Source organism: Frigoribacterium sp. CF331 (assembly GCF_057787905.1).
Genome location: NZ_CM173545.1, coordinates 527,052 through 548,553, shown reverse-complemented (window position 1 = coordinate 548,553; position 21,502 = coordinate 527,052). Strand labels below are relative to the sequence as shown.

General features: G+C 73.0%; 21 protein-coding genes. 15 read left to right on the top strand and 6 right to left on the bottom strand.

The genetic code is table 11. From position 1 onward, the window contains the following. Nucleotides 1-891: a carbon-nitrogen hydrolase family protein gene (locus tag AC3CCI_RS02520; RefSeq protein WP_354593478.1), complete on the bottom strand. Its 891-nt coding sequence runs from the start codon at nt 889-891 to the stop codon at nt 1-3. Nucleotides 892-1,149: 258 nt separating this feature from the next. Here AC3CCI_RS02520 and AC3CCI_RS02515 point away from each other — a divergent pair, with 258 nt between their 5' ends. The 8 genes from AC3CCI_RS02515 to AC3CCI_RS02480 all read left to right on the top strand — a co-directional run bounded on the left by AC3CCI_RS02515 (nt 1,150) and on the right by AC3CCI_RS02480 (nt 9,154). After that, nucleotides 1,150-1,680 (top strand): MSMEG_0572/Sll0783 family nitrogen starvation response protein, encoded by a 531-nt coding sequence (locus AC3CCI_RS02515; RefSeq protein WP_354593477.1) that lies wholly within the window; start codon nt 1,150-1,152, stop codon nt 1,678-1,680. A 12-nt stretch (nt 1,681-1,692) separates the two neighbouring features. Then, entirely contained in the window at nt 1,693-2,766 is a 1,074-nt protein-coding gene (locus AC3CCI_RS02510) for an MSMEG_0568 family radical SAM protein (RefSeq protein WP_354593476.1), read from the top strand. Nucleotide 2,767: 1 nt separating this feature from the next. Further along, nucleotides 2,768-4,222, top strand: a complete 1,455-nt coding sequence (locus AC3CCI_RS02505) for an MSMEG_0567/sll0787 family protein (RefSeq protein WP_488628004.1) — start codon at nt 2,768-2,770, stop codon at nt 4,220-4,222. Between the two features lie 142 nt (nt 4,223-4,364). Further along, nucleotides 4,365-5,081 carry a DedA family protein gene (locus AC3CCI_RS02500; RefSeq protein WP_488628003.1) on the top strand — a complete coding sequence of 239 codons (717 nt, stop codon included), beginning with the start codon at nt 4,365-4,367 and terminating at the stop codon, nt 5,079-5,081. Nucleotides 5,082-5,190: 109 nt separating this feature from the next. Next, nucleotides 5,191-6,051, top strand: a complete 861-nt coding sequence (locus tag AC3CCI_RS02495) for a hypothetical protein (protein ID WP_488628002.1) — start codon at nt 5,191-5,193, stop codon at nt 6,049-6,051. A 124-nt stretch (nt 6,052-6,175) separates the two neighbouring features. Next, nucleotides 6,176-7,186 (top strand): SDR family oxidoreductase, encoded by a 1,011-nt coding sequence (locus tag AC3CCI_RS02490; protein WP_354593472.1) that lies wholly within the window; start codon nt 6,176-6,178, stop codon nt 7,184-7,186. Then, nucleotides 7,183-8,646, top strand: coding sequence for a phytoene desaturase family protein (locus AC3CCI_RS02485; protein WP_488628001.1), 1,464 nt, complete (start codon nt 7,183-7,185; stop codon nt 8,644-8,646). The genes AC3CCI_RS02490 and AC3CCI_RS02485 overlap by 4 nt, the downstream gene beginning before the upstream one ends. Before the next feature lie 52 nt (nt 8,647-8,698). Continuing rightward, entirely contained in the window at nt 8,699-9,154 is a 456-nt protein-coding gene (locus tag AC3CCI_RS02480) for an SRPBCC family protein (RefSeq protein WP_488628000.1), read from the top strand. Between the two features lie 77 nt (nt 9,155-9,231). Here AC3CCI_RS02480 and AC3CCI_RS02475 read toward each other — a convergent pair whose 3' ends face one another. Next, on the bottom strand, nt 9,232-10,914 hold the full coding sequence (locus AC3CCI_RS02475) for a long-chain-fatty-acid--CoA ligase (protein ID WP_488627999.1): 1,683 nt from the start codon (nt 10,912-10,914) through the stop codon (nt 9,232-9,234). A gap of 123 nt (nt 10,915-11,037) precedes the next feature. On the opposite strand from AC3CCI_RS02475, the gene AC3CCI_RS02470 reads away from it, so the two are divergent. From AC3CCI_RS02470 to lepB, 3 genes are all read left to right on the top strand, one after another. Then, on the top strand, nt 11,038-11,856 hold the full coding sequence (locus AC3CCI_RS02470) for an SDR family oxidoreductase (protein ID WP_354593468.1): 819 nt from the start codon (nt 11,038-11,040) through the stop codon (nt 11,854-11,856). A 130-nt stretch (nt 11,857-11,986) separates the two neighbouring features. Beyond that, nucleotides 11,987-12,904: an oxygenase MpaB family protein gene (locus AC3CCI_RS02465; RefSeq protein WP_488627998.1), complete on the top strand. Its 918-nt coding sequence runs from the start codon at nt 11,987-11,989 to the stop codon at nt 12,902-12,904. A 116-nt stretch (nt 12,905-13,020) separates the two neighbouring features. After that, the gene (gene lepB / locus AC3CCI_RS02460; RefSeq protein WP_488627997.1) at nt 13,021-13,656 is read left to right on the top strand and encodes a signal peptidase I; all 636 of its coding nucleotides are present in this window, start codon (nt 13,021-13,023) and stop codon (nt 13,654-13,656) included. A gap of 79 nt (nt 13,657-13,735) precedes the next feature. Here lepB and AC3CCI_RS02455 read toward each other — a convergent pair whose 3' ends face one another. Next, nucleotides 13,736-15,430, bottom strand: a complete 1,695-nt coding sequence (locus tag AC3CCI_RS02455) for a long-chain-fatty-acid--CoA ligase (protein WP_488627996.1) — start codon at nt 15,428-15,430, stop codon at nt 13,736-13,738. 87 nt (nt 15,431-15,517) lie between these two features. Then, the gene (locus AC3CCI_RS02450) at nt 15,518-16,075 is read right to left on the bottom strand and encodes a TIGR03086 family metal-binding protein (RefSeq protein ID WP_354593464.1); all 558 of its coding nucleotides are present in this window, start codon (nt 16,073-16,075) and stop codon (nt 15,518-15,520) included. Nucleotides 16,076-16,221: 146 nt separating this feature from the next. Here AC3CCI_RS02450 and AC3CCI_RS02445 point away from each other — a divergent pair, with 146 nt between their 5' ends. Both AC3CCI_RS02445 and yidC read left to right on the top strand, forming a co-directional pair. After that, nucleotides 16,222-16,518: a DUF6412 domain-containing protein gene (locus AC3CCI_RS02445; protein WP_488627995.1), complete on the top strand. Its 297-nt coding sequence runs from the start codon at nt 16,222-16,224 to the stop codon at nt 16,516-16,518. A 77-nt stretch (nt 16,519-16,595) separates the two neighbouring features. Next, nucleotides 16,596-17,348 (top strand): membrane protein insertase YidC, encoded by a 753-nt coding sequence (yidC, locus tag AC3CCI_RS02440; RefSeq protein WP_488627994.1) that lies wholly within the window; start codon nt 16,596-16,598, stop codon nt 17,346-17,348. 90 nt (nt 17,349-17,438) lie between these two features. Here yidC and AC3CCI_RS02435 read toward each other — a convergent pair whose 3' ends face one another. Together AC3CCI_RS02435 and AC3CCI_RS02430 are read right to left on the bottom strand one after the other, a co-directional pair. Further along, nucleotides 17,439-17,990, bottom strand: a complete 552-nt coding sequence (locus AC3CCI_RS02435; RefSeq protein ID WP_354593461.1) for a YceI family protein — start codon at nt 17,988-17,990, stop codon at nt 17,439-17,441. A 135-nt stretch (nt 17,991-18,125) separates the two neighbouring features. Further along, nucleotides 18,126-19,130, bottom strand: coding sequence for an aldo/keto reductase family protein (locus AC3CCI_RS02430; protein WP_488627993.1), 1,005 nt, complete (start codon nt 19,128-19,130; stop codon nt 18,126-18,128). Between the two features lie 184 nt (nt 19,131-19,314). Here AC3CCI_RS02430 and AC3CCI_RS02425 point away from each other — a divergent pair, with 184 nt between their 5' ends. Next, nucleotides 19,315-20,796 carry a glycosyltransferase gene (locus tag AC3CCI_RS02425; protein WP_488627992.1) on the top strand — a complete coding sequence of 494 codons (1,482 nt, stop codon included), beginning with the start codon at nt 19,315-19,317 and terminating at the stop codon, nt 20,794-20,796. A gap of 85 nt (nt 20,797-20,881) precedes the next feature. Then, the gene (locus tag AC3CCI_RS02420) at nt 20,882-21,493 is read left to right on the top strand and encodes a GtrA family protein (protein ID WP_354593458.1); all 612 of its coding nucleotides are present in this window, start codon (nt 20,882-20,884) and stop codon (nt 21,491-21,493) included. Nucleotides 21,494-21,502 lie beyond the last annotated feature (9 nt).

Sequence of the window (21,502 nt, the reverse complement as noted above, 5' to 3'; positions counted from 1 at the left end):
TCAGGCACGGGTCAGGCTCCTCTCGGGTGCGGCTTCGGCCTCGCCGGTGCGGTAGGCGTCGGGACGGCGGTCGCGCAGGTGGAACATGCCGCCGCGCATCGCCCGGAAGGTGCCCTCGACGTCGATCTCGGCGACGGCGAGGCCCGCGTCGAGCAGGGTCGTGGCCAGCACGTTGCCCCCGGGGTCGACGACCTTGGCGTTGCCGACGTAGCGGAGCGAGCCGAAGGTGCCGGCCTGGTTCGAGGCGATCCAGAAGACCTGGTTGTCGAGGGCGCGGGCCTGGTCGAACAGGTTGAACCGGTACGTCCAGCGGTCGTCCTGGAGGTTCTCGGCGGTGGCCGTGCGCGCGACCGGCCAGGCCGACATGCTGACGATGATCTCGGCGCCGTCCATCGCCGACGAACGGGCTGCCTCGGGGAAGGCCTTGTCGTAGCAGATTTGCAGGCCGAGGCGGCCGACCGGGGTGTCGAAGGCCTCGTAGACGTCACCCGCCGAGTACGACATGGCCTCGCCCAGCGGCTGGTGCACCTTGCGGTACGAGCCGTAGATGCGTGAGCCGTCGAGGCAGACGGCGGCGTTGTAGCGCGTCTCGCCGTCGTCGGCCAGCTCGCAGAAGCCGATGCAGACGACCATGTCGCCGACGATCTGCTGCACGCGGCGCAGCTCGGGGCCGTCGAGGGCGATCGCCGGGGGCAGCGACCGCGAGGTGGTCTTCAGGGTGTCGCCGTGGTTGCCGAGCGACGAGAGGTACCCGCCGATCGCGGCCTCGGGGAAGGCGAGCAGCTGGACGCCGGCCTCACGGGCCTCGCGGACGAGGCTCTCGATGAGCGCGAAGTTCTGGTCGAGGTCTCGGGTGAAGTTCGCCGAGACGGCCGCGACGGTCGTTGCCATCGTGTCTCCTTGCGGTGCGTCGGTGGGACGGGGTGCGCAGGGGCCTGCGGTGCATCAAGTGAACGTCAGGACGTGTTTCGGATTGGTTACCGCCGGAATAAGAGATCGTTTCGCCGACCGGGGTCGCAATAGAGAGGTGCGCCGAGCCGCGCCGAAACAAAACGACGATCTTTCGTAATCCATCGGCAACACGACGACCGAAGACTCGTGCCAGATCGACCGGCAGTTCCTCATCCGACCCCGCAAGGAGCCCGCACCATGAGCGACATCGACTTCGACCAACAGATCCTCGACAACATCGAGACCAGCCGCGACGAGATCGCGCACCCGTCGCTGCCGAAGGGCAGCACCCTCTACGGATCGACGAAGATCTTCCCCGACTACACCGCCACGAAGGACGAGTACTACTTCCAGCTCGTCCACGGCATCGCCCACGAGTCGTCGGTGAGCTTCGTCGCCGTGCTCCAGGCGACCAGGGCCCTGCGGAAGGGCTTCACGAGCGTGCTGTACTTCTACGGCCCCGGCTCGATGAACTGCATCGCGAACCGGGGGTTCCCCACGACCGGCGCGGACGGGTTCCCCGGCGAGAACAACATCAACAACGCCCTCGAGACCTTCATCGCCGAGGGGGGCACCGTCTTCTGCTGCCGCTTCGGCCTGGCCCTGCACGGCAACCGCGAAGAGGACCTCATCGCCGGGGTCATCCCCTGTCACCCGCTCGACGTGCAGGACGCCGTGATCCACTACGCCCGCAAGGGCGCCATCATCAACAGCACCTACATGGTCTGAGCCGGTGCGCCCGTGACCATCACCAACGCCGGCGCCCTCTCGACCCGGGTCGACGTCGCCATCCGCGGCATCCGCGTCGCCGCGCCGGTGAACCGACAGGGAGGCGCGGGGCCGAGCGACGACGGACACGTCCTGTTCCAGGGGCTGCAGTCCGCGATCCCGCAGAACCAGGACAGCCCGTACCTCGTCGACGACGGCAGGCTGCTGCTGGACGGCGAGGACACCGGCATCGAGGTGTCCCCGGTCGACCGACCGCGGTTCTACGACCTCGCGACCGCCGACGGGGTGTCGTACGAGAAGATCGCGCGCCTCCACGGGGCCAAGGTGCTGGCGACCACCGTGGTGCAGACCTGCGTGCGGTACGACGAGGCCGAGCGCTGCCGCTTCTGCTCGATCGAGGAGTCGCTGAACTCGGGGTCGACCGTCGCCGTCAAGACCCCGGCGATGATCGCCGAGGTGGCCGAGGCCGCCTGGCGGCTCGACGGCGTCGAGCAGATGGTGATGACCACGGGCACGTCGAAGGGTCGCGACCGGGGGGCCACGCACCTCGCCCGCTGCGTCCGGGCGATCAAGGCCGCCGTGCCCGGGCTCGAGATCCAGGTGCAGTGCGAACCGCCCGGGAACCTCTCGACGATCACCGACCTGTACGAGGCCGGTGCCCGCTCGATCGGCATCCACGTCGAGTCGATGGACGACGCGGTGCGGCAGCGCTGGATGCCCGGCAAGTCGCGGGTGTCGCTCGACGAGTACCGTGCCGCCTGGCGCGAAGCCGTCCGCGTGTTCGGACGCAACCAGGTGTCGACGTACCTGCTCGTCGGCCTCGGCGAGGACCCCGACGAGATGGTCGCCGGGGCGCAGGAGCTGATCGAGATGGGCGTCTACCCGTTCGTCGTGCCGTTCCGCCCGTTGCGCGGCACGCTCGCGACCGACGTCGACGGGGCCACGGCACCGCACGGCTCCGTGCTGCACGACGTCACGTTCCGCGTCTCGCAGGCCCTCATCGCCGCCGGCATGAAGGGCTCGGACCAGACCGCCGGCTGCGCGGCGTGCGGAGCCTGCTCGGCGTTGCAGACGGCGGGCGGCTGACGTGGCGCTGCTCGACGTGCCCGCCCTGATGGGACCCCGGGTCGTGGCCCCGGCCGCGGAGTTCCTCGTGGTGCAGGCCGACGTGCGCGACCTCGACGCCTACCGGGCGCTGCGCCGCGCCGCGTTCGTCGACGAACAGGGCCTCTTCCCCGGCACCGACCGCGACGACCTCGACGACGATCCACGAACCGTCGTGCTCGTCGCCCGGGCGGGCACCGAGGTCGTCGGCGGCGTCCGCCTGGCGCCGGTGGGCGCCCGTGACATCGGATGGTGGACGGGTTCGCGACTCGTCGTGGCGCCCGCGGCCCGCAGCGGACCCGGCGTCGGGTCGGCCCTCGTCCGGGCCGCGTCGGCACTCGCCGAGCAGCTCGGCGTCATCCGCTTCGACGCCACCGTCCAGGAGCGGTCGTCGGTGCTGTTCCGCCGACTCGGGTGGCAGGTGACGGGTCGGTGCGTGACGGGCGGGGTCGACCACCTGCGCATGCGCTGGCCGATCGACCGGTACCGACGCCTCGTCGACGCGACGAAGTCGATGCTCGAGACGGTGCTCGAACCGCAGACCGCCTGGGCCTCGTCACCCACCGGTGCCCTCGGGGGGAGCGGCTGGGTCGGCGACGACGGGGCACCCGTCCCCGGCACCGACGTCATCGCCGCCTGCGACGCGATCCTCCCGTCGATGGTCGAACGCGATCCCGAGTGGGCCGGCTGGTGCGGCGTGCTCGTCAACGTCAACGACCTCAGCGCGATGGGCGCGACCCCCGTCGGCCTGCTGGACGCGGTCGGCGGCCGTGACGCGGCGTTCGTCCGTCGCGTGCTGGCCGGACTGCGCCGCGGGGCCGAGGCCTGGGGCGTCCCGCTGCTCGGCGGCCACACGCAGGTGGGGGTGCCGGCCGCGCTCGGCGTGACCGCGCTCGGGCGGACCGACCACCCCGTGCCGGGTGGCGGGGGCCGCTACGGCGACGCCCTGAGCCTCACGGTCGACGTGTCCGGTTCGTGGCGCGACGGGCACCACGGCACCCAGTGGAATTCCACCGAGGGGCGTCGTGGCCCCGAGCTCCGCGACCTCGCCGGCACCGTCGCCCGGGCGAGGCCCGCCGCGGCCAAGGACGTCAGCATGGCGGGCATCGTGGGCACGGTCGGCATGCTCGCCGAGGCGAGCGGCTACGGGGCGGTCGTCGACGTCGCCTCGGTGCCGACACCGGGAGGCGCGGGTGGGGAGGCCGCCGACGTCACCATGGGTGACTGGCTGGGTTGCTTCCCGGGGTTCGGCATGCTCACCGCCGACCGGCCGGGCACCTCGCGTATGCACTCGCCGCACGCGGTGACGGCGGAGGTCGGCTCCCTCTCGCTCGAACGCGGAGTCCGGCTGCGCTGGCCCGACGGGGTCACCACGACCGCCGTGGGAGGTGCGGTCACGGGGCTCGGTCCGGCCGGTCCCGCCGTCCCCGCCGACTGACGTCGGGCCGACCCGTCCAGGCTGCGGGGGAGGAGTGTCCGGCGCCGGCGGGGCGTTGTGGGCGGACGTGCAGGCTGCCGAGCCATACTCGGCACTGCCGATCCGCTGCGCCCCCGAGCGCCCGACCGACCACCTGGGACCCATGACCTCGACAGCCCCCGTCCTCCGCGCCTCCTCGTCCTCGAGCCAGGACGTCGTCGCCGACCTCGACGGCCTCGTCGGGTTCGCCGCCCGCGTCATCGACGCCCTGGGCGAGTGGGGCGTCGCCCTGCTGACGTTCGTCGAGACGGTGTTCCCCCCGATCCCGAGCGAGGTCATCCTGCCGTTGGCCGGGTTCCTCGCGGGGGCCGGGTCGATGGACATCGTGCTGCTCGTCGTGCTGAGCACCCTCGGCGCGTACCTCGGCGCCCTCGTGCTCTACGGCCTCGGCGCGGGGCTCGGCCTCGACCGCAGCATCCGATGGCTGGCCAAGCTGCCGCTCGTCGACCGTCACGACTTCGAGAAGGCGGCCGGCTGGTTCGAGCGGCACGGGCGGTCGGCGGTGTTCTTCGGCCGGTTCATCCCGGGGGTGCGCAGCCTCATCTCGCTGCCCGCGGGCGCCGAGCGCATGCCCCTGCTCGTCTTCTCCCTGTTCACGATCATCGGCAGCGGCATCTGGAACGGCCTGCTGATCGGCCTGGGTGCGGCACTTGGCACCCAGTACGAGCTCATCGACCGGTACGCGAAGTACCTCGACTACGCGGTCTACGCGGCGATCGCGGGCGTCGTGGTGTTCCTCGTCGTGCGGTCGGTGCGTCGCCGACGGGCCGGCGTCGACGACGCGTCCCGTGACGCGGTCGATCAGGACGTTCGCGGCTGACGCCCCGGCCGCGTCCAGGCGGCGGGTCGGGTCGGTCCGTAGCGTGGGCCCCAGACCGACGTCGCACCACGCGTGCGTCCCCGAGCACACGAACCGACAGGACACCGCCATGGGATTCCTCGACCGACTCCTCGGCCGCGAGCCGAAGCAGGGCCAGCCGCAGCAAGGCCAGCAGCAGGCCTACCCGCAGGGCTACCAGTACGGGCAGCAGAGCTACGAGCAGCCCGCCGCCCCGCAGCAGGGTCAGGCACCGCAGGGCTACGCCCAGCAGCAGGGCTACGGCCAGGCCCAGGGCTACGCCCAGCAGCAGGGCTACGGCCAGCAGCCCACGGGAGCGCCCGCCGGCGGGCCCGCTCGCAGCGACGACGAGATCGCCGTCGAGCGCTACCGCTACCTGCTCAAGACCGCCCCGCCCGAGACGATCGAGCAGGTGCACGCCGAGGCGTTCGCGAAGCTCAGCCCCGAGCAACGCCGCCTCGTCTTCGACCAGCTGACGGCCGAGTCGAGCCCCGGCGAGGCGCCACGCGGCGACGACGCCGGCTCGCTCGCCCAGGCCGCGACCCGGTCCGAGCTGCGCCGACCGGGCAGCCTCGAGCGCACCCTCGGCGGAGGCCCGAACGGCCAGCAGCAGGCGGGCCAGAACGGTCAGCCGATGCGTCAGGGCCCCGGCATGGGGTCGATCATCGGCGGGTCGATCCTCGGCACCGTCGCCGGCTACGTCATCGGGTCCACCCTGATGAGCGCGTTCCTGCCCGACGCCGGCGCGACGGCCGACGGAGGCGCGGGTGACGACGCCGGCGCCGACCAGGGTGCCGACGGCGACGGGGGAGCGGACGGCGGTGCCGACGCCGGCACCGAGACGGCGAGCGACGGCGGCGGCGACTTCGGCGCCGACACCGGCGGCGACTTCGGCGGCGGCGACTTCGGTGGGGGCTTCGGCGACTTCGGCGGCGGCGACTTCGACATCTGAGACCCACCGTCCCCCGCGGTGACGGCGGCGTCCCCGACCTGGACGTCGGCCCGGGCCGGGCCCCTCGTCGCGGACTAGCGTCGAGGGTCCGCCCACCACCCGCCGTCAGGCCCCAGGGAGCACCATGACCAGCACCAGAGTCGCCGTCGTCACCGGAGGATCGGCCGGCCTCGGCCGGGCCACCGTCCGAGAGCTCGCCTCGCGGGGTTGGGACGTCGCGGTCCTGGCGCGGGGCCAGGACGGCCTCGACGGTGCCGTCCGCGACGTCGAGGCCGCCGGGCGCCGTGCCCTGGGCATCTCGACCGACGTGGCCGACCGGGCACAGGTCGAGTCGGCCGCCGACCGGGTCGAGGCCGAGCTCGGCCCCATCGACCTGTGGGTCAACGACGCCATGGTCGGCGTGTTCGGGGAGTTCCTCGAGACCGACCCCGACGACTTCGAGCGCGCCACGGCCGTCAACTACTTCGGTTTCGTCAACGGCACGCGTGCGGCCCTCTCGCGCATGGTGCCCCGCGACCGCGGCCACGTGATCCAGGTCGGCTCGGCCCTCGCGCACCGTGGCATCCCGCTGCAGGCGTCGTACTGCGGGGCGAAGCACGCCGTGCAGGGCTTCACCGAGTCGGTGACCACCGAGCTGATCCACGCGAAGAGCGCGGTGCGCATCAGCACGGTGGACATGCCGGCCCTCAACACGATCCAGTTCAACTGGGTGCGGTCGCGTCTGCCCGAGCACCCCCAGCCCGTCCCGCCGATCTTCGAGCCCGAGGTCGGGGCGCACGCCATCGCCGACGTGGCCGACAAGCCGCGTCGTCGCACCTGGCTCGGCGAGCCCACCGTCATGACGGTGCTCGGCAACCGGTTCGTCGCGAACGTCCTCGACGTCTACCTCGCGAAGAGCGGGTACTCGGGTCAGCAGGCGCCCGACAAGACCGAGCCCATGCTGCCCGACAACCTCTACGAACCCACGGCCGGCGACCAGGGGGCCCGCGGCATCTTCAGCGACCGCGCCCGCAGCATGAGCCCCCAGGTCTGGTACACCCGTCACCGTGCCCTCACCGTGGGCGCCGGGCTCGGCGCCGCCGTGGCTGCCACCGCCGCCGTCGTGGGCCGGGTGACACGGGGCGGTCGCGCGTGAGCGCCGCGCCCGAGGTCGACGCCGTCGTCGTCGGCGCGGGCCCGAACGGGCTCGCGGCGGCCGTCGTGCTCGCCCGGGCGGGCCTGCGCGTCGAGGTCGTCGAGCGGGCCGACACCATCGGCGGCGGCGCCCGCACCCAGGAGGCCACGCTGCCGGGCTTCCGTCACGACATCTGCTCGGCGGTGCACCCCATGGCGCTCGCGTCGGGCTTCTTCCAGCGCTTCCAGCTCGACCGGCGCATCGAGCTGAGGGTGCCCGAGATCTCGTACGCGCACCCGCTCGACGGCGGTCGGGCCGGCATCGCCTACCGTGACCTCGAGCGGACGGCCGACGGGCTCGGCGCCGACGGGGCCGCGTGGACGCGCCTCCTGAGGGGGCTCGTCGAGCGTGAGCCGCGCATGGCGAAGTTCACGATGCGCGAGCTCGTCCGCGTGCCCGACGACCCGGTGACCCTCGCCCGCTTCGGGCTCGCCGCGCTGTCGCAGAGCGGGCCGTGGTGGAACGCGGACTTCTCGGGCGACGAGGCCCCCGCCATGCTCGCCGGGGTCATGGCCCACGCCATCCGCCCGATGCCCAGCCTGTCGACCGCGGCCGCCGGGCTCGTCCTGGCCGTGCACGCCCACGCACGCGGCTGGCCGGTGCCCACGGGTGGCAGCCAGGCGATCGTCGACGCGATGGCGGACGACGTCCGAGCCCACGGAGGCACGATCACGACGGGCGTGGACGTCACGTCGATCGACGAGCTGCCCCGTGCCCGTGCCACGATCTTCGACACGAGCGCCCGGGCCCTGGCCGACATCGCCGGCAGCCGTCTGCCCGCCGGGTACGAACGGGCGCTGCGGCGCTTCCGGTACGGCAACGCCGCGGCCAAGGTCGACTTCGCCCTGTCGGGTCCCGTGCCCTGGGCGAACGACGAGGCCCGCCGCAGCCCCACCCTGCACCTCGGGGGCACGAGGGCCGAGATCGCCTCGGGCGAGCACGACGTCGCGTCGGGCCGTCACGCCCGCACGCCCTACGTCCTCGTGGCCCAGGCCGGCGTGGTCGACGGCACGAGGGCACCCGAGGGGCAGCAGGCCCTCTGGGCCTACACCCACGTGCCCCGTGGTTCGACGGTCGACCAGACCGAGACCGTCATCGCGGGCATCGAGCGCTTCGCCCCGGGGTTCCGCGACACCATCCTCGCGACGCACAGCCGGACGGCCGTCGAGCTCGAACGGCACGACCCGAACTACGTCGGCGGCGACATCGCCTCGGGGGCGCCGAGCGTGTGGCAGCTCGCCGCCCGGCCGACGCTGTCCCGCGAGCCGTGGCGGACGCCCACCCCCGGCATCTACCTGTGCTCGTCGTCGACGCCCCCCGGTCCGTCGGTGCACGGCCTCGGCGGGGCCTACGCCGCGCGCAGTGCGCTGAAGCACGAGTTCGGCATCGACCGTCTGCCCCACCTGGGCGTCGACGCCTGATCGTGGGCGCGCGCTGCGCGCGGATCGACCCGTTCACTGCCAGGATCGACGGATGAGCACGACGCACCGATTCATCGAGGCTTCTCCCCACGACGTCTTCGACGTGCTGAGCGACGGCTGGCTGTTCCCGAGCTGGGTCGTCGGTTCCGCGCGCATCCGCGAGGTCGACCTGACCTGGCCGAGCGTCGAGGCGACCATCCACCACTCCTTCGGCGTCTGGCCGCTCGTCATCGACGACGTGACGACGATCCTCGAGTGGGACCCCCCGGTCCGTGCCGTGTTCCACGCGAAGGGCTGGCCGATGGGCGAGGCCCGGGTCGAGATCGACGTCCGCAACCGCATGGGCGGGTGCTTCGTCACGATGGTCGAGTACGCCGTCGCCGGCCCCGGCCGCCTCGTCCCGAAGCCCCTGCTCGATCCTCCGTTGCACTGGCGCAACAAGGAGGCGCTGCAACGCCTGGCCTGGTTGGCCGAGGGGCGCGTGACCGACCGCGTCTCGCCCAGCTGACCCGCGCCTCCCGGACCTTCGTCCGCCGGCCGCACCCGCGCCTCGGCCCGCACGGCGGGGGAGGCGCGGGTGCGGTGTCAGCGCTCGGCGAGCGAGTCGCGCACCTTGCGCCGCAGCACCTTGCCGATCAGCGACTTGGGCAGGTCGTCGACCACGACGATGCGGCGCGGCACCTTGTAGGGCGTGAGGTGCCCGCGCGCGAAGGTGCGGAGGGCCGCGACGTCGACGTGGGCGCCGGGCTTGGTGACGATCGCGGCGGCCACCTGCTCGCCGCCCGGGGTCGGCAGCCCGACGACGGCCGCCTCGGCGACGCCCTCGAACCGGGTCAGCACCTCTTCGACCTCGGAGGGCGAGACGTTGAACCCGCCGGTGATGATGAGCTCCTTGATGCGGTCGACGATGCGCACGAAGCCGTCGTCGTCGATCGTCACGATGTCGCCGGTGCGGAACCAGTCGCCGTCGACGAAGACCTCGCCCGACTCCTTCGGCTTGCGGTAGTAGCCGCTGAAGACCTGCGGGCCCCGCACGATCAGCTCACCGCGGTCGCCCGCGGGCACGTCGACCGTGGGGTTCTCGGGGTCGACGACGCGGACCTCGGTGCCCGGCAGGGGCAGGCCGACCGTGCCGGCGCGTCGCGTGGGCCCCACGGGGTTGGCCATCAGCACGGGCGAGCACTCGGAGAGCCCGTAGCCCTCGACGAGCCACCCACCGGACTCGGCCTCCCACGGCTCGACGACGTCGGCCGAGAGCGGCATCGCGCCCGAGATCGCGACGTCGACGCCCTTCAGCGAGACGCCGGCGTCGTCCGCGGCCTTCTGGAGGCGGGCGTAGATCGGCGGCACGGCGGGCAGGAAGGTCGGGGGGTGCTTCTTCATCACCTTGAGCACGAGGGCCGGGTCGAAGGCCGGGAACAGCACGAGGCGCGCGCCCATGCTCATCGCGAAGGTCAGACAGAGCGTCAGGCCGTAGGCGTGGAACATCGGCAGCACCGCGTAGACCACGCAGGTGCCGCGCTCGATGGTGGGCACCCAGGCCTGTGCCTGGGCGGCGTTGGAGAGCAGGTTGTGGTGCGTCAGCTGGGCGCCCTTCGGCGTGCCGGTCGTGCCGCTCGTGTACTGGATGACCGCGAGGTCGTCGGTGGTCGGTCGCGGGTGCTTCGCCTTGATGCGGGACGAGCCCACGACCTTCTCCCACGGGGTGGTGCCCGACACCGTGGTCGTCAGGCGCTCGCGCGATTCGCGGGCCTTCTTGACCGGCAGGGCGAGGGCGACCCGCGTGGTGAGGGGCATGGCCCGGGTGACGTCGACCGAGACGAGGTGCTCGACGGCGACGTCGGCCGGGAACGCCTGGATCGTCTCGACCACCTTGTTCCAGGCGATGGCGACCTTCGCGCCGTGGTCCTCGAACTGGTGGCGCAGCTCGCGGGGCGTGTAGAGCGGGTTGTGCTCGACGACGATCGCGCCGAGACGGAGCACCGCGTAGAAGGCGACGACGTGCTGCGGGCCGTTCGGCAGCACGATGGCGACGGTGTCGCCGTGCCCGACGCCGAGCTTGCGCAGGCCCTCGGCGGCCCGGGCGATCTGGTCCACGAGCTCGGAGTAGGTCGTGGTCGACCCGAAGAACTCGAGCGCCACCGCCTTCGGGTAGCGCGCCGCCGAGGCCTCGACCAGGTCGAGCAGCGAGCCGTCGACCGGTTCGAGGTCGTGCGGCACGCCGGGTGCGTAGGAGTCGAGCCAGGGACGAGCGCTGTCGGTGGTCACCGGCCCACTCTATCGACCCGCCGGGCGTACCCCGTCGGCTCGGTGCGCGCTGGCAACCTGACCCAGGCCGGGAGGCGCGGCGCAGCATGGTCATCGACATCACGAAGAGAGGAACGACACATCGTGAGCAAGGTCTGGTTCATCACCGGTGCATCCAAGGGCTTCGGCCGCGAGTGGGCCGAGGCGGCCCTCGAACGCGGCGACAAGGTCGCGGGCACCGCACGCAAGATCGACGACGTCACCCCGCTGGTGGAGGCGTACGGCGACGCCTTCCTGCCCGTCCAGCTCGACGTGAACGACCGCGAGGCCGACGTCGCGGCCGTCCAGCAGGCTGCCGAGCACTTCGGTCGCCTCGACGTCGTCGTCAACAACGCGGGCTTCGGCCACTTCGGCATGATCGAGGAGATCACCGAGGACGAGGCCCGCGCCCAGCTCGAGACGAACCTGTTCGGCGCCCTCTGGGTGTCGCAGGCCGCGCTGCCGATCATGCGCGAGCAGGGTTCGGGGCACATCGTCCAGGTCTCGAGCATCGGCGGCATCAGCGCCTTCCCGACGGTCGGCATCTACCACGCGTCGAAGTGGGCCCTCGAGGGCTTCAGCCAGTCGATGGCGCAAGAGGTCGCCGGCTTCGGCATCAAGGTGACCCTGGTCGAGCCCGGTGGGTTCTCGACCGACTGGTCGGGGCCGTCCGCCTCTCGCAGCGACGAGCTCGAGGCCTACGCCGAGGTGCGCGAGGCCGCGTCGAAGCGTCCGTCGGCCGCCGACCCGGGAGACCCGAAGGCCACCCGCGCGGCGATCCTCAAGGTCGTCGACGCCGACGAGCCGCCGCTGCGCATCTTCTTCGGCAAGGCTCCGCTCGAGATCGCGACGAAGGACTACGAGTCGCGTCTGAAGACGTGGAACGAGTGGCAGCCCGTCTCGGTCGAGGCGCACGGGAACTGACGCCCGTCGTCGCCACGCACGCCGCGCCTCCTGCCCCCGCTCCGGGGTGCGGGAGGCGCGGCGTCCGTCTGCCGGGACGGCCCGCCCCGCCTGCCGCGAGCGTCCAGCTTCGGCGGCGCATGATCGAGGCATGCCCGCACTGACCGAACCGCTCCGCGCCCGCCTGCAGTACACCTTCAACGGGCAGTACACGGGCACGCCCGCGTGGGTCACCGACCTCGAGAAGGGCGACGATGAGGGGTTCTTCCTGCCCGGCTCGGCGGTCTGGGCCGTGCACGGCGCCATGTCGACGATCCCGGCCGGCGTCCGCGCCCTGCTCGTGCAGGCCCTGCACCCGGGGGCGCTCGCCGGCGTGCACGACCACTCGCGCTTCCGCGAGGACCCGCTCGGGCGCCTGGCCGGCACGATCCGCTGGATCTACACCGTCTCGTACGGCAGCCGTGAGGCCGCCACCCACGCGTCGAACTGGGTCTCGCGCCTGCACACGAAGGTGGTCGGCAGCTACGAGGACCGGAACGGCGTGAGCCACGACTACGCGGCGAACGACCCCGAGCTGCTCAGCTGGGTGCACATGGCGTTCGCCGACTCGTTCCTGGCCGCCTACCTCGAGTGGGGTCGCGAGCCCGTCCCCGGCGGGCCCGACGCGTACGTCCGCGAGTGGGCGACGGCGGGCGAGTTGATGGGCGTGCCGAACCCGCCGCGCACCGTCGCAGAGATGCAGCAGCAGCTGATGGACTTCGACCGCCGGGGCGTGCTCGAACGGACGGCCCGCACCGACGACGTCGTGAGGTTCATCAAGCGGCCGCCGCTCTTCCCCGCCCTGAAGGTCGGCTACCCGGTGCTGTTCAACGGCGCGGTCGGCACGCTGCAGCCGCGCTTCCGCGAGCTGCTCGGCCTGCGGACACCGCACGTCGGGCCGGTCGACCTGCCGACCCGGGCGCCCGCCCAGGCCATGCTCGCGGGCGTCGGGGGAGTCCTCGGCAAGCGCCCGGTCGCCGAGGAGCACGCCCTCGCCCGACTCGACCGCATCGGCTGGTCGGCCTCCTGAGCCCGGCCCGGCGGGCCGTGCGTCCCTGGGCGCCGACCGGCGGGGTCGCGTGGCGGTGTCGCACGGCCCCCTGACCGGGGAGGGCGGGGGCGGACGGCCGCTGGCAGGATGAGCCGGTGACCGGAGCCCACCCCCTCGCCGACGCGACCGACGCCGGTGACTCGACCCGCGCCTCCTCGGCCCGCGCGACGAGACGGTGGCTGCTCGAGCTGCTGGCGATCGTGCTCGTGGGGCTGCTGCTGTCGTGGGGCGTCCGGTCGTTCCTGGTGCGCAGCTTCTCGATCCCCTCGGGGTCGATGGAACGGACGCTGATGATCGGCGACCGCATCCTCGTGAACGAGCTCGCCCCGCGCTTCCTGCCGCTGCACCGGGGCGACGTGGTCGTCTTCGAGGACCCGGGCGGGTGGCTCGGCTACGGCGACGCCGCCGGGCAGGACCTCGTCAAGCGCGTCGTCGGGCTGCCGGGCGACCACGTCAGCTGCTGCGACGCCGACGGGCACGTGCTGGTGAACGGCGAACCGCTCGACGAGCCCTACCTCACGCTCGTCGACGGCGGCCCGCGGGCCTCGGCCACCGACTTCGACGTGACCGTGCCCGAGGGGGCGCTGTGGGTGCTCGGCGACAACCGCGACCGGTCGGCCGACTCGCGTGCGCACCAGACCGGGCCCTACGAGGGGTTCGTCCCCGTGGACGACGTCATCGGCCGCGCCTTCGTCGTCGCGTGGCCGGTCGACCGGTGGCAGCGGCTCTGACGCGGCCGACCCACCCGCCCCGCCGAGCAGCCCGCCCGACCAGCCCGCACCGCCGACCGTCCGGCCCGCCGGAGCGGGCTCAGCCGGCAGCGATGAGACGGTCGCGCACCTCGCGGCGCAGCACCTTGCCGATCAGCGACTTCGGCAACTCGTCGAGCCGCACGACCCGACGCGGCACCTTGTAGGCGGCGAGCTGGCCGCGGGAGGCGTCGCGGATCGCCTCGGCGTCGAACGTCGCCCCCGGTTCGAGGACGACGGCCGCCACGACGTCCTCGCCACCGCCCGGGCGGGGCAGGCCGACCACGGCGACCTCGGCCACGCCGGGTGCGTTCCGGACGGCCTCCTCGACCTCGGACGGTGCGACGTTGAAGCCTCCGGTGACGATGAGCTCCTTGATGCGGTCGACGATCGTGACGTAGCCGTCGGTGCTCATGGTGACGATGTCGCCGGTGCGGAACCAGCCCCCCTCGAGGAAGGCCTCGGCGGTCTCGTCGGGACGGTTCCAGTAGCCGCGGAAGACCTGGGGCCCCCGCAGCAGGAGCTCGCCCGCGGCTCCGGCGACGACCGGGCGGCTCGGGTCGGGGTCGTCGCGGTCGACGACCATCGCCTCGGTCGAGGGGAACGGCACGCCCACCGTGCCGACGCGTCGGGTCGGGCCGATCGGGTTGCCGAGGGCGACGGGCGAGGTCTCGGTCAGCCCGAAGCCCTCGACGAGCAGACCGCCCGTGACGCCCTCCCAGGCCTGGACGACCGCGGTGGGCAGGTTCATGGCACCCGAGATGGCGAACCGGGCGCTCGACAGGTCGACGCCGCGCTCGCGCGCCGCGTCGGCCAGGCGCTGGTAGATGGGCGGCACGGCCGGCAGGAAGGTCGGCGGGTGCTTCTTCGCCGCCTTGAGCACGAGGTCGACGTCGAACTTCGGGAACAGCACCAGGCGCGCCCCGATGCTCATCGCGAAGGTGAGGCAGAGGGTCAGGCCGTAGGCGTGGAAGAACGGCAGGACGCCGTAGACGGTCTCGTCGCCGTCCACCAGGCCGGGCACCCAGGCCCGCCCCTGGGCGGCGTTGCTGCGCAGGTTGCGGTGCGTCAGGATCGCCCCCTTGGGCGAGCCGGTCGTCCCGCTCGTGTACTGCAGCAGGGCGATGTCGTCGACGTCGGGCCGGGGGTGCTTCTTGCGCAACGGGCGGTTCGACAGCAGGCCCTGCCACGTGACGTCGCCCTCTGCGCCGTCGGTGAGGGCGGCCCGGCTCTTCTTCGCCGCGGGCACCGGCAGCTTGAGGGCCAGGCGCGTGCCGAGCGGCATGCCCTTCGTCACGTCGACCGACACGACGGTCGAGAACCCGATGTCGGCGGGCAGGGCGCGCAGGCGGTCGACCAGCTTGTCCCACGCGATGGCGATCGTGGCGCCGTGGTCCTCGAAGAGGTGCCGCAGCTCACGGTCGGTGTAGAGCGGGTTGTGCTCGACCACGACGGCGCCGAGGCGCAGCACCGCGTAGAACGCCACGACGTGCTGCGGGCTGTTGGGCAGGATCAAGGCGACCCGGTCGCCGCGACCCACGCCGAGCCTCCTGAGGCCCTCGGCCGCCCGGGCGACCTGGTCGCCCAGGTCGCGGTAGCTGGTCTCGCGTCCGAAGAACTCGAGCGCCGGCTTCTGCCGGTACGTCGACACGGCGTCGTCGATCAGGTCGACGAGGCTGCCCGTGACGGGCTCGATGTCGGCGGGGACGTCGGGGGCGTAGCTGTGCAGCCACGGGCGGGCGATCGGGTCGGTCATGGCACCACTGTGGCAGGGCCGGGTGATGAACCCCCGGGAGGCGCGGGTGGCGTGGTCGACGGGACGCGCGCCGGGGTGCCGGTCGGCTCAGCGGGCGTCGCGCCCGGTGAGCGCGAGCAACCGGACGCGCAGCGGGGCGTCGTCGTCGACGGGGACCGGCGACGCGAACAGCCCGGAGGCCTCGAGGGCGTCCTTCTGCGGTGCGAAGACGCCCCAGACGGCCTCGACGAGGTCGTCGTCGAGCTCTTCGTCGGTGCCGACGGCGCGCGCGAGGTCCCACGTGTGGATGGTCACGTCGGCGACCTGCTCGGCGAGGTACTCGTGGGCCGGCACGACGTCGGCGCTCAGCCGGACCTCGGCGTCGGGGTCGGCCCCACGCCAGGCGGCGGTGGCGGCACCCGACCAGCGGTGCCACGCCTCGACGAGGTCGTCGCCGAGCGGCTCGATCGAGTTCTCGGCCTCGGCGGGGTCGCCGCCCTCGAGCAGCAGGGGCACCCACTGCTGCCCGCGCGTGACGTGGCGCACGAGGTCGCGCACCGTCCACTCGGTGTCGGGCGTGGGGGCGTCCCAGTCGGCCACGGCCTCGACCCGGCGGGCGAACTCGTCGTGGGCGGTCTTCTGCAGGGTGATCCAGTCGACGGTCATCGGGGGTCCTCTCGGGTGGGGCGGTGTCATCGGGCGACAACCACGGGCCGCGCCGGGTTGTTCCTCGGGCCGGTGCGCTCGCCGTGGTCGTCCCGAGGCGCCCCGCCGCCCTCGTGGAGGGGGGTGACGCGGGGTAGTGTCAGGACATGACCCTCGGCCTCTCGATGCTCGCACCGCTCGTGGCGTTCGTCGAGGCCGTCCTTTCGTCCGGCGGGGCCCCGCTGTCCGCGGTCGTGCTCGTCGGCCTGCTCGGCGCCGCGACCGCCGTGGTCGCGCTGGGCGTCGCCCGTGTCGTGTCGACCCTCTGCGGGCTGGCGGCGGCGGTGCCCGAGGTGACGCTCCGCGAAGGGGCCGACACGCGCCTCCTCGTCTGGCGCCGCGACCCCGACGCCCGCGGGCACGTGCGGTCACGAGCGCCGGGGCGGGCCGTCCCGGCCGCCTGAGCGCCTCCGCGCCCGCGTCGTCCCGACGCCCTCGGCGGCCAGAAGACACCCACCGTCTCTCTGACCGAGGAGTCCGCATGGACCTGTCCACCCTCCACCCGATCGCCGTCGTCCTCGACGGCCTGCAGTCGCTCGTCACCACCCTCGGCGTTCTCGTCGAGCCCGTCGCAGGGGCGTCCGCCGCCGCCCTCGGCGTCGTGCTGTTCACCCTGCTCGTGCGTCTCGTGCTCGTGCCGGTCGGCGTCTCTCAGGTGCGCGCCGAGATCGCCCGACGCCGCCTGGCCCCGGCGATCGCCGACCTGAACCGGCGCATCGCCGACCCCGAGGCGCGGTCCAGGGCGCTCATGGCGCTCTACGCCTCCGAGAAGGTCTCGCCGTTGGCCGGGTGCCTGCCGACGCTCGCGCAGGCGCCCGTCCTCACTGCGGTGTACTCGCTCTTCGCGCACTCCGAGATCGCCGGTCACGCGAACGCCCTGCTGTCGCACACCCTCGGGGGCGCGGCCCTCGGCGCCAACCTCGTCGTCACCCTCGGGACGGGCCTCACGGCGATCTGGCCGTACCTCGTCCTGCTCGTGCTGCTCGCGATCGTCGTCGAGCTGAGCCGGCGCGCCACCCTGCGCTTCACGGGCGCCGGGGCGAGCCCGTCGGCGGGTCGGGGGCGAGGGCAGGAGGCGCCGGCCGGCACGGCGGGCATGGTGCGCTGGTTGCCGTTCGTCAGCGTGGCCTTCGCCGCGTTCGCGCCGCTGGCCGCCGGCCTCTACCTCGTGACGAGCGCGGCGTGGACGCTGGGGGAGCGGGCCGTGCTGCGCCGGGTGCTCGCGACGGACTGATCGGCGGGCGGGCCCGGCCCGTGACCCGCCGCACGCGGAAGGGCCCGCCCTCGCCGTGCGAGAGCGGGCCCTTCCCGGTGCCGTGGCTGCCTACGCGGCGAGCGTGAACTGGATCTCGAGCGTGACGGTGACGTCGTTGCCGAGGGTGAACCCGCCGGCCTCGAGGGCGGCGTTCCAGGTGACGCCGAACTCGGTGCGGTCGATCTTGGTGGTGGCCGAGAAGCCGAGCTTGGTCTGGCCGTAGCCGTCGACGACGAGGCCGCCGAACTCGCTCTTCAGGGTGACCGGCTTGGTGACGCCGCGGAGGGTCAGGTCGCCGTGCACGAGGAACGAGTCGTCGCCCTTCTCCTCGATGCTGGTCGACACGAAGGTCATCTTGGGGTGCTCTTCGGCGAGGAAGAAGTCGCCGGTCTGCAGGTGACCGTCGCGGTCTTTCTGGTTGGTGTTGACCGACGCCACGTCGATCGACGCGGTGACCTTCGAGGCGGTGTGGTCCTCGGCGGTGACGAGCGAGGCGTCGAACGACTCGAACGAGCCCTTGACCTTGCTGATGGCCAGGTGACGGACGCTGAACGAGACCTCGCTGTGGGTGGGGTCGAGGTTCCAGGTGCCGGCGGGGATCTTCTCTGCGGTGATGCTCATGGTGTTCTCCTGAGGGTGTGAGGTCGAGGTCGATGACGTGTCATCGAAGCTGGTACGAGTATATGCAAGCGCATCCAGTAGGACAACATTCCCGTCGTGTCGGGAGGTGTCCGACCGGGGTCGGAGGTGCCGTGCTCAGGCCGGGCGACGTTCGGGCGAGACGGTCTTCGAGGGGTCCTTCTCCGCCAGGTCGCCGAGGGCGTCGTCGATCCGGGCCATGACGTCGGCGGGCAGGGTGACGCCCGCCGCCTTGACGTTGTCGGCGACCTGCTCGGGGCGGGACGCCCCGATGATGGCCGAGGCCACGTTGTCGTTCTGCAGCACCCAGGCGATGGCGAGCTGCGCCATCGACAGCCCCAGGTCGGCCGCGACGGGTTCGAGCTTCGCGACCCCGGTGAGGACCTCGTCCGTGAGGAAGCGCTTGATGGAGTCCGCGCCTCCCTTGTCGTCGGTGGCCCGGCTGCCCGCGGGCAGCTCGGCGCCCGGCTTGTACTTGCCGGTCAGGACGCCCTGCGCGACGGGCGACCAGACGATCTGCCCCACGCCGTGGCGCTTGCTCGCGGGCACGACGTCGGCTTCGATGACGCGCCAGAGCATCGAGTACTGCGGCTGGTTCGAGATGAGCTGGATGCCGTGCTCCACCGCGAGCTCGTGCCCGGCGCGGATCTGCTCGGCCGTCCACTCGCTGACCCCGACGTAGAGCGCCTTGCCGGCCCGGACCACGTCGGCGAACGCCTGCATGGTCTCTTCGAGCGGGGTCTCGTGGTCGTACCGGTGGGCCTGGTAGAGGTCGACGTAGTCGGTGCCGAGCCGACGGAGCGACCCGTCGATCGACTCGAGGACGTGCTTGCGGCTGAGGCCGACGTCGTTGTGGCCGCGGGGCCCGGTCGGCCAGTAGACCTTCGTGAAGATCTCGAGGCTCTCGCGACGCTCGCCCTTGAGCGCGTCGCCGAGCACCTGCTCCGCCGCCGTGTTCGCGTACGCGTCGGCGGTGTCGAAGGTCGAGATGCCGGCGTCGAGGGCGGCACGGACGCACTGCGTCGCCACGTCGTTCTCGACCTGGGACGCGTGCGTCAGCCAGTTGCCGTAGGTGATCTCCGAGATCTTGAGTCCGCTGTCGCCGAGGTGTCTGAATTCCATGGCCCCACGCTACGCGCCCCGGTGGTCGGGGTGAGGGGGTGTGCGGTCGACTCTCGTGGCGTACAGTGACGATTCATCAGGTCGTGTCCCCCGCCTGGGGGACACGACCAGTCGGACGCCGCCGTCCCACCCCGGGGCAGGCATCCGAGGCTCCTGCAGACCCGACCCCGACTGGAGCACCACCGTGACCTCCGACCCGACCCTGGCGGCGCCCGGCCCCGTGCTGACGCCGACGCTGCCGGCGACCCCGACGCCCTTCGCGCCGAACCGCGGCGGCTCGCCCACGGGCTCGGTCGACGGCGTGGCGGCGACCCTGCCGTGGGCGGACTGGTCGAGCGTGCAATGGGTCGGCGTCGTCGTGCTCGCCGTCCTCGTCGCCCTCGCGGTCGTGCTGTCGCTCCGCCGCACGGCCCGACGGCTGTACCTCGTCCGCGAGCAGGAGGAGCTCGGCCACCGTGACCTCGACGGGCCCGTGCTGCCCGCCGCCCACTCGTTCACGGCCCTCGTGCCCGCGCTCGGGCCGGCCGGCCTGGCCGTGACCCTCGACCTGCTGGCGCGGCAGCAGCACCCCGACGTGCACGTCCTCGTGGCGGTCGACCCCGACGACCGCCTGACGCACGACGTCGCCACGTCGGCCGTCCGTCGTCACCCGGGACGGGTCCGGATCGTCGCCGCGCGACGCTCGGCCGGCCCGTCCCCGACCGTGGCGTCGTCGCTGGCCGACGCACTCGCCGCGGTGGGTGACGGGGTCGTGGGCGTCTTCTCGCCCGGGGACCGCCCGCACCCCCGACTCTTTGCCCTCGTCGACTCGGTCCTGACCCGCACCGACGCCGACGCGGTGCAGCACGCCAGCCGCCCGGCCCTCGAACCGTCGCCGTGGTGGTCGCCCCGGTCGGCGGTCGACCGCTGGTGGTGGGCCCGGTCGGTCGTCCGCTCCCACGGACGCGCCGGTTTCGTCCCGTTGTCGGACAGCACGCTCTTCGTCCGCCACTCGTGGCTCGCCTGGGCGGGTGGGTGGGATGCGTCCTGCGTCGAGGCGGGGCTCGACCTCGGCGTCCGCATGACCGTCGCCGGAGCCCGCGTCGTCGTCGCCACGTCGCCAGGCACGACCACCGTCGAGCGGGCGCCCGGGGGTCTCGGCGACCTGTTCCGTGCCCGGACGAGAGCGGTCAGGGGGTGTCTGCAGGTGCTCGGCAAGGGTGACTGGCGACGGCTGCGGCCCAAGGCGAGGCGCCGGGCCCTCGGCGTGCTCACCGACCCCCTGCTGGACGCCGCCACGACCGTCGTGGGCGCGGCGGTCCTCGCGTCGACCGTCGCGGTCGGGGCGCCGGCCCTCGTCGTCGCCCTCGCCCTCGTGCCCGTGCTGCCGGCCGCCCTGGCCCAGCTGCTGGACGTGGGCGCGACCACCGAGGTGGCCGCCGAGCAGGGGAGGCGCGCGACGGCCCGGGAGCGCCTCCTCGTGGTCGTCGGCACCGTGCCCGGCCGACTGGTGACCCTGGCCGCCGTCGTCGCGGCGATCGCGGCCGAACTCGGGGGCACGGGTGCGCGGGCGACCGAGGCGGCACCCCTGCCGGCGCCCGGACCGGAGCCGGCGACGGCCCCGGCGGCGACGGCCGCGGCGCTGGGCGTCCGGCCCGGCCGGGTCGACGAGCCCGTGACGAGATGAACGGCAGATGTCGCCCACCTGGCAGTTGACCCAGACGGGCGTACCCCGACCAAACCGATCTGCCGACGCCCCCCGAACCGGTGACATGCCCGAAACCGAGTACCCCGTCCGGGGGGCGCGTCCCGACCGTGCCGCCTCGACGAACCCGACACCACCCCTGCGCCTCGTCGCCCGGGTGAAGGAGCTCGCGACCTTCGGCGCCGTGGGCGGCATCGCCTTCGTCGTCGACGTCGGCGTCTACAACCTGTTGCGCTCGACCCTGCTCGACGACAAGCCGATCGGGGCCAAGGTCCTGTCGGTGGTCGTCGCGACGGTCGTCGCCTGGTTGGGCAACCGGTACCTCACCTTCCGCGGGGGCCGCAACCAGGCCGTCGTCCGCGAGGCGATCACCTTCGGCCTCGTCAACGTGGGCGGCCTGCTGGTCGCCTCGGCCTGCCTGTTCGTCTCGCACTACGTGCTGGGCTTCACGAGCCAGCTCGCGGACAACGTCGCGGCGAACGGCGTCGGGCTCGTGCTCGGCACCGTGTTCCGGTACCTCGCGTACCGCCACCTCGTCTTCCGCGGCTCGCCCGCGGTCGCCTCCTCGACCGACGCCCCCGAAGCGTCGGCCGCGCTCGCCACCGTCGTCGGCCCCGTGCCGATCGACGACCCCACCCGACAGAACACCCCGCAGGGCCACCTGCACCCGACCCACTGACTGGAGAGT

Coding starts and splice junctions, on each gene's coding strand:
- AC3CCI_RS02520 (WP_354593478.1), bottom strand. CDS start 891: ATGGCAACGACCGTCGCGGCCGTCTCGGCGAACTTCACCCGAGACCTC.
- AC3CCI_RS02515 (WP_354593477.1), top strand. CDS start 1,150: ATGAGCGACATCGACTTCGACCAACAGATCCTCGACAACATCGAGACC.
- AC3CCI_RS02500 (WP_488628003.1), top strand. CDS start 4,365: ATGACCTCGACAGCCCCCGTCCTCCGCGCCTCCTCGTCCTCGAGCCAG.
- AC3CCI_RS02495 (WP_488628002.1), top strand. CDS start 5,191: ATGGGATTCCTCGACCGACTCCTCGGCCGCGAGCCGAAGCAGGGCCAG.
- AC3CCI_RS02490 (WP_354593472.1), top strand. CDS start 6,176: ATGACCAGCACCAGAGTCGCCGTCGTCACCGGAGGATCGGCCGGCCTC.
- AC3CCI_RS02480 (WP_488628000.1), top strand. CDS start 8,699: ATGAGCACGACGCACCGATTCATCGAGGCTTCTCCCCACGACGTCTTC.
- AC3CCI_RS02465 (WP_488627998.1), top strand. CDS start 11,987: ATGCCCGCACTGACCGAACCGCTCCGCGCCCGCCTGCAGTACACCTTC.
- AC3CCI_RS02455 (WP_488627996.1), bottom strand. CDS start 15,430: ATGACCGACCCGATCGCCCGCCCGTGGCTGCACAGCTACGCCCCCGAC.
- AC3CCI_RS02450 (WP_354593464.1), bottom strand. CDS start 16,075: ATGACCGTCGACTGGATCACCCTGCAGAAGACCGCCCACGACGAGTTC.
- AC3CCI_RS02445 (WP_488627995.1), top strand. CDS start 16,222: ATGACCCTCGGCCTCTCGATGCTCGCACCGCTCGTGGCGTTCGTCGAG.
- yidC (WP_488627994.1), top strand. CDS start 16,596: ATGGACCTGTCCACCCTCCACCCGATCGCCGTCGTCCTCGACGGCCTG.
- AC3CCI_RS02435 (WP_354593461.1), bottom strand. CDS start 17,990: ATGAGCATCACCGCAGAGAAGATCCCCGCCGGCACCTGGAACCTCGAC.
- AC3CCI_RS02430 (WP_488627993.1), bottom strand. CDS start 19,130: ATGGAATTCAGACACCTCGGCGACAGCGGACTCAAGATCTCGGAGATC.
- AC3CCI_RS02420 (WP_354593458.1), top strand. CDS start 20,882: ATGCCCGAAACCGAGTACCCCGTCCGGGGGGCGCGTCCCGACCGTGCC.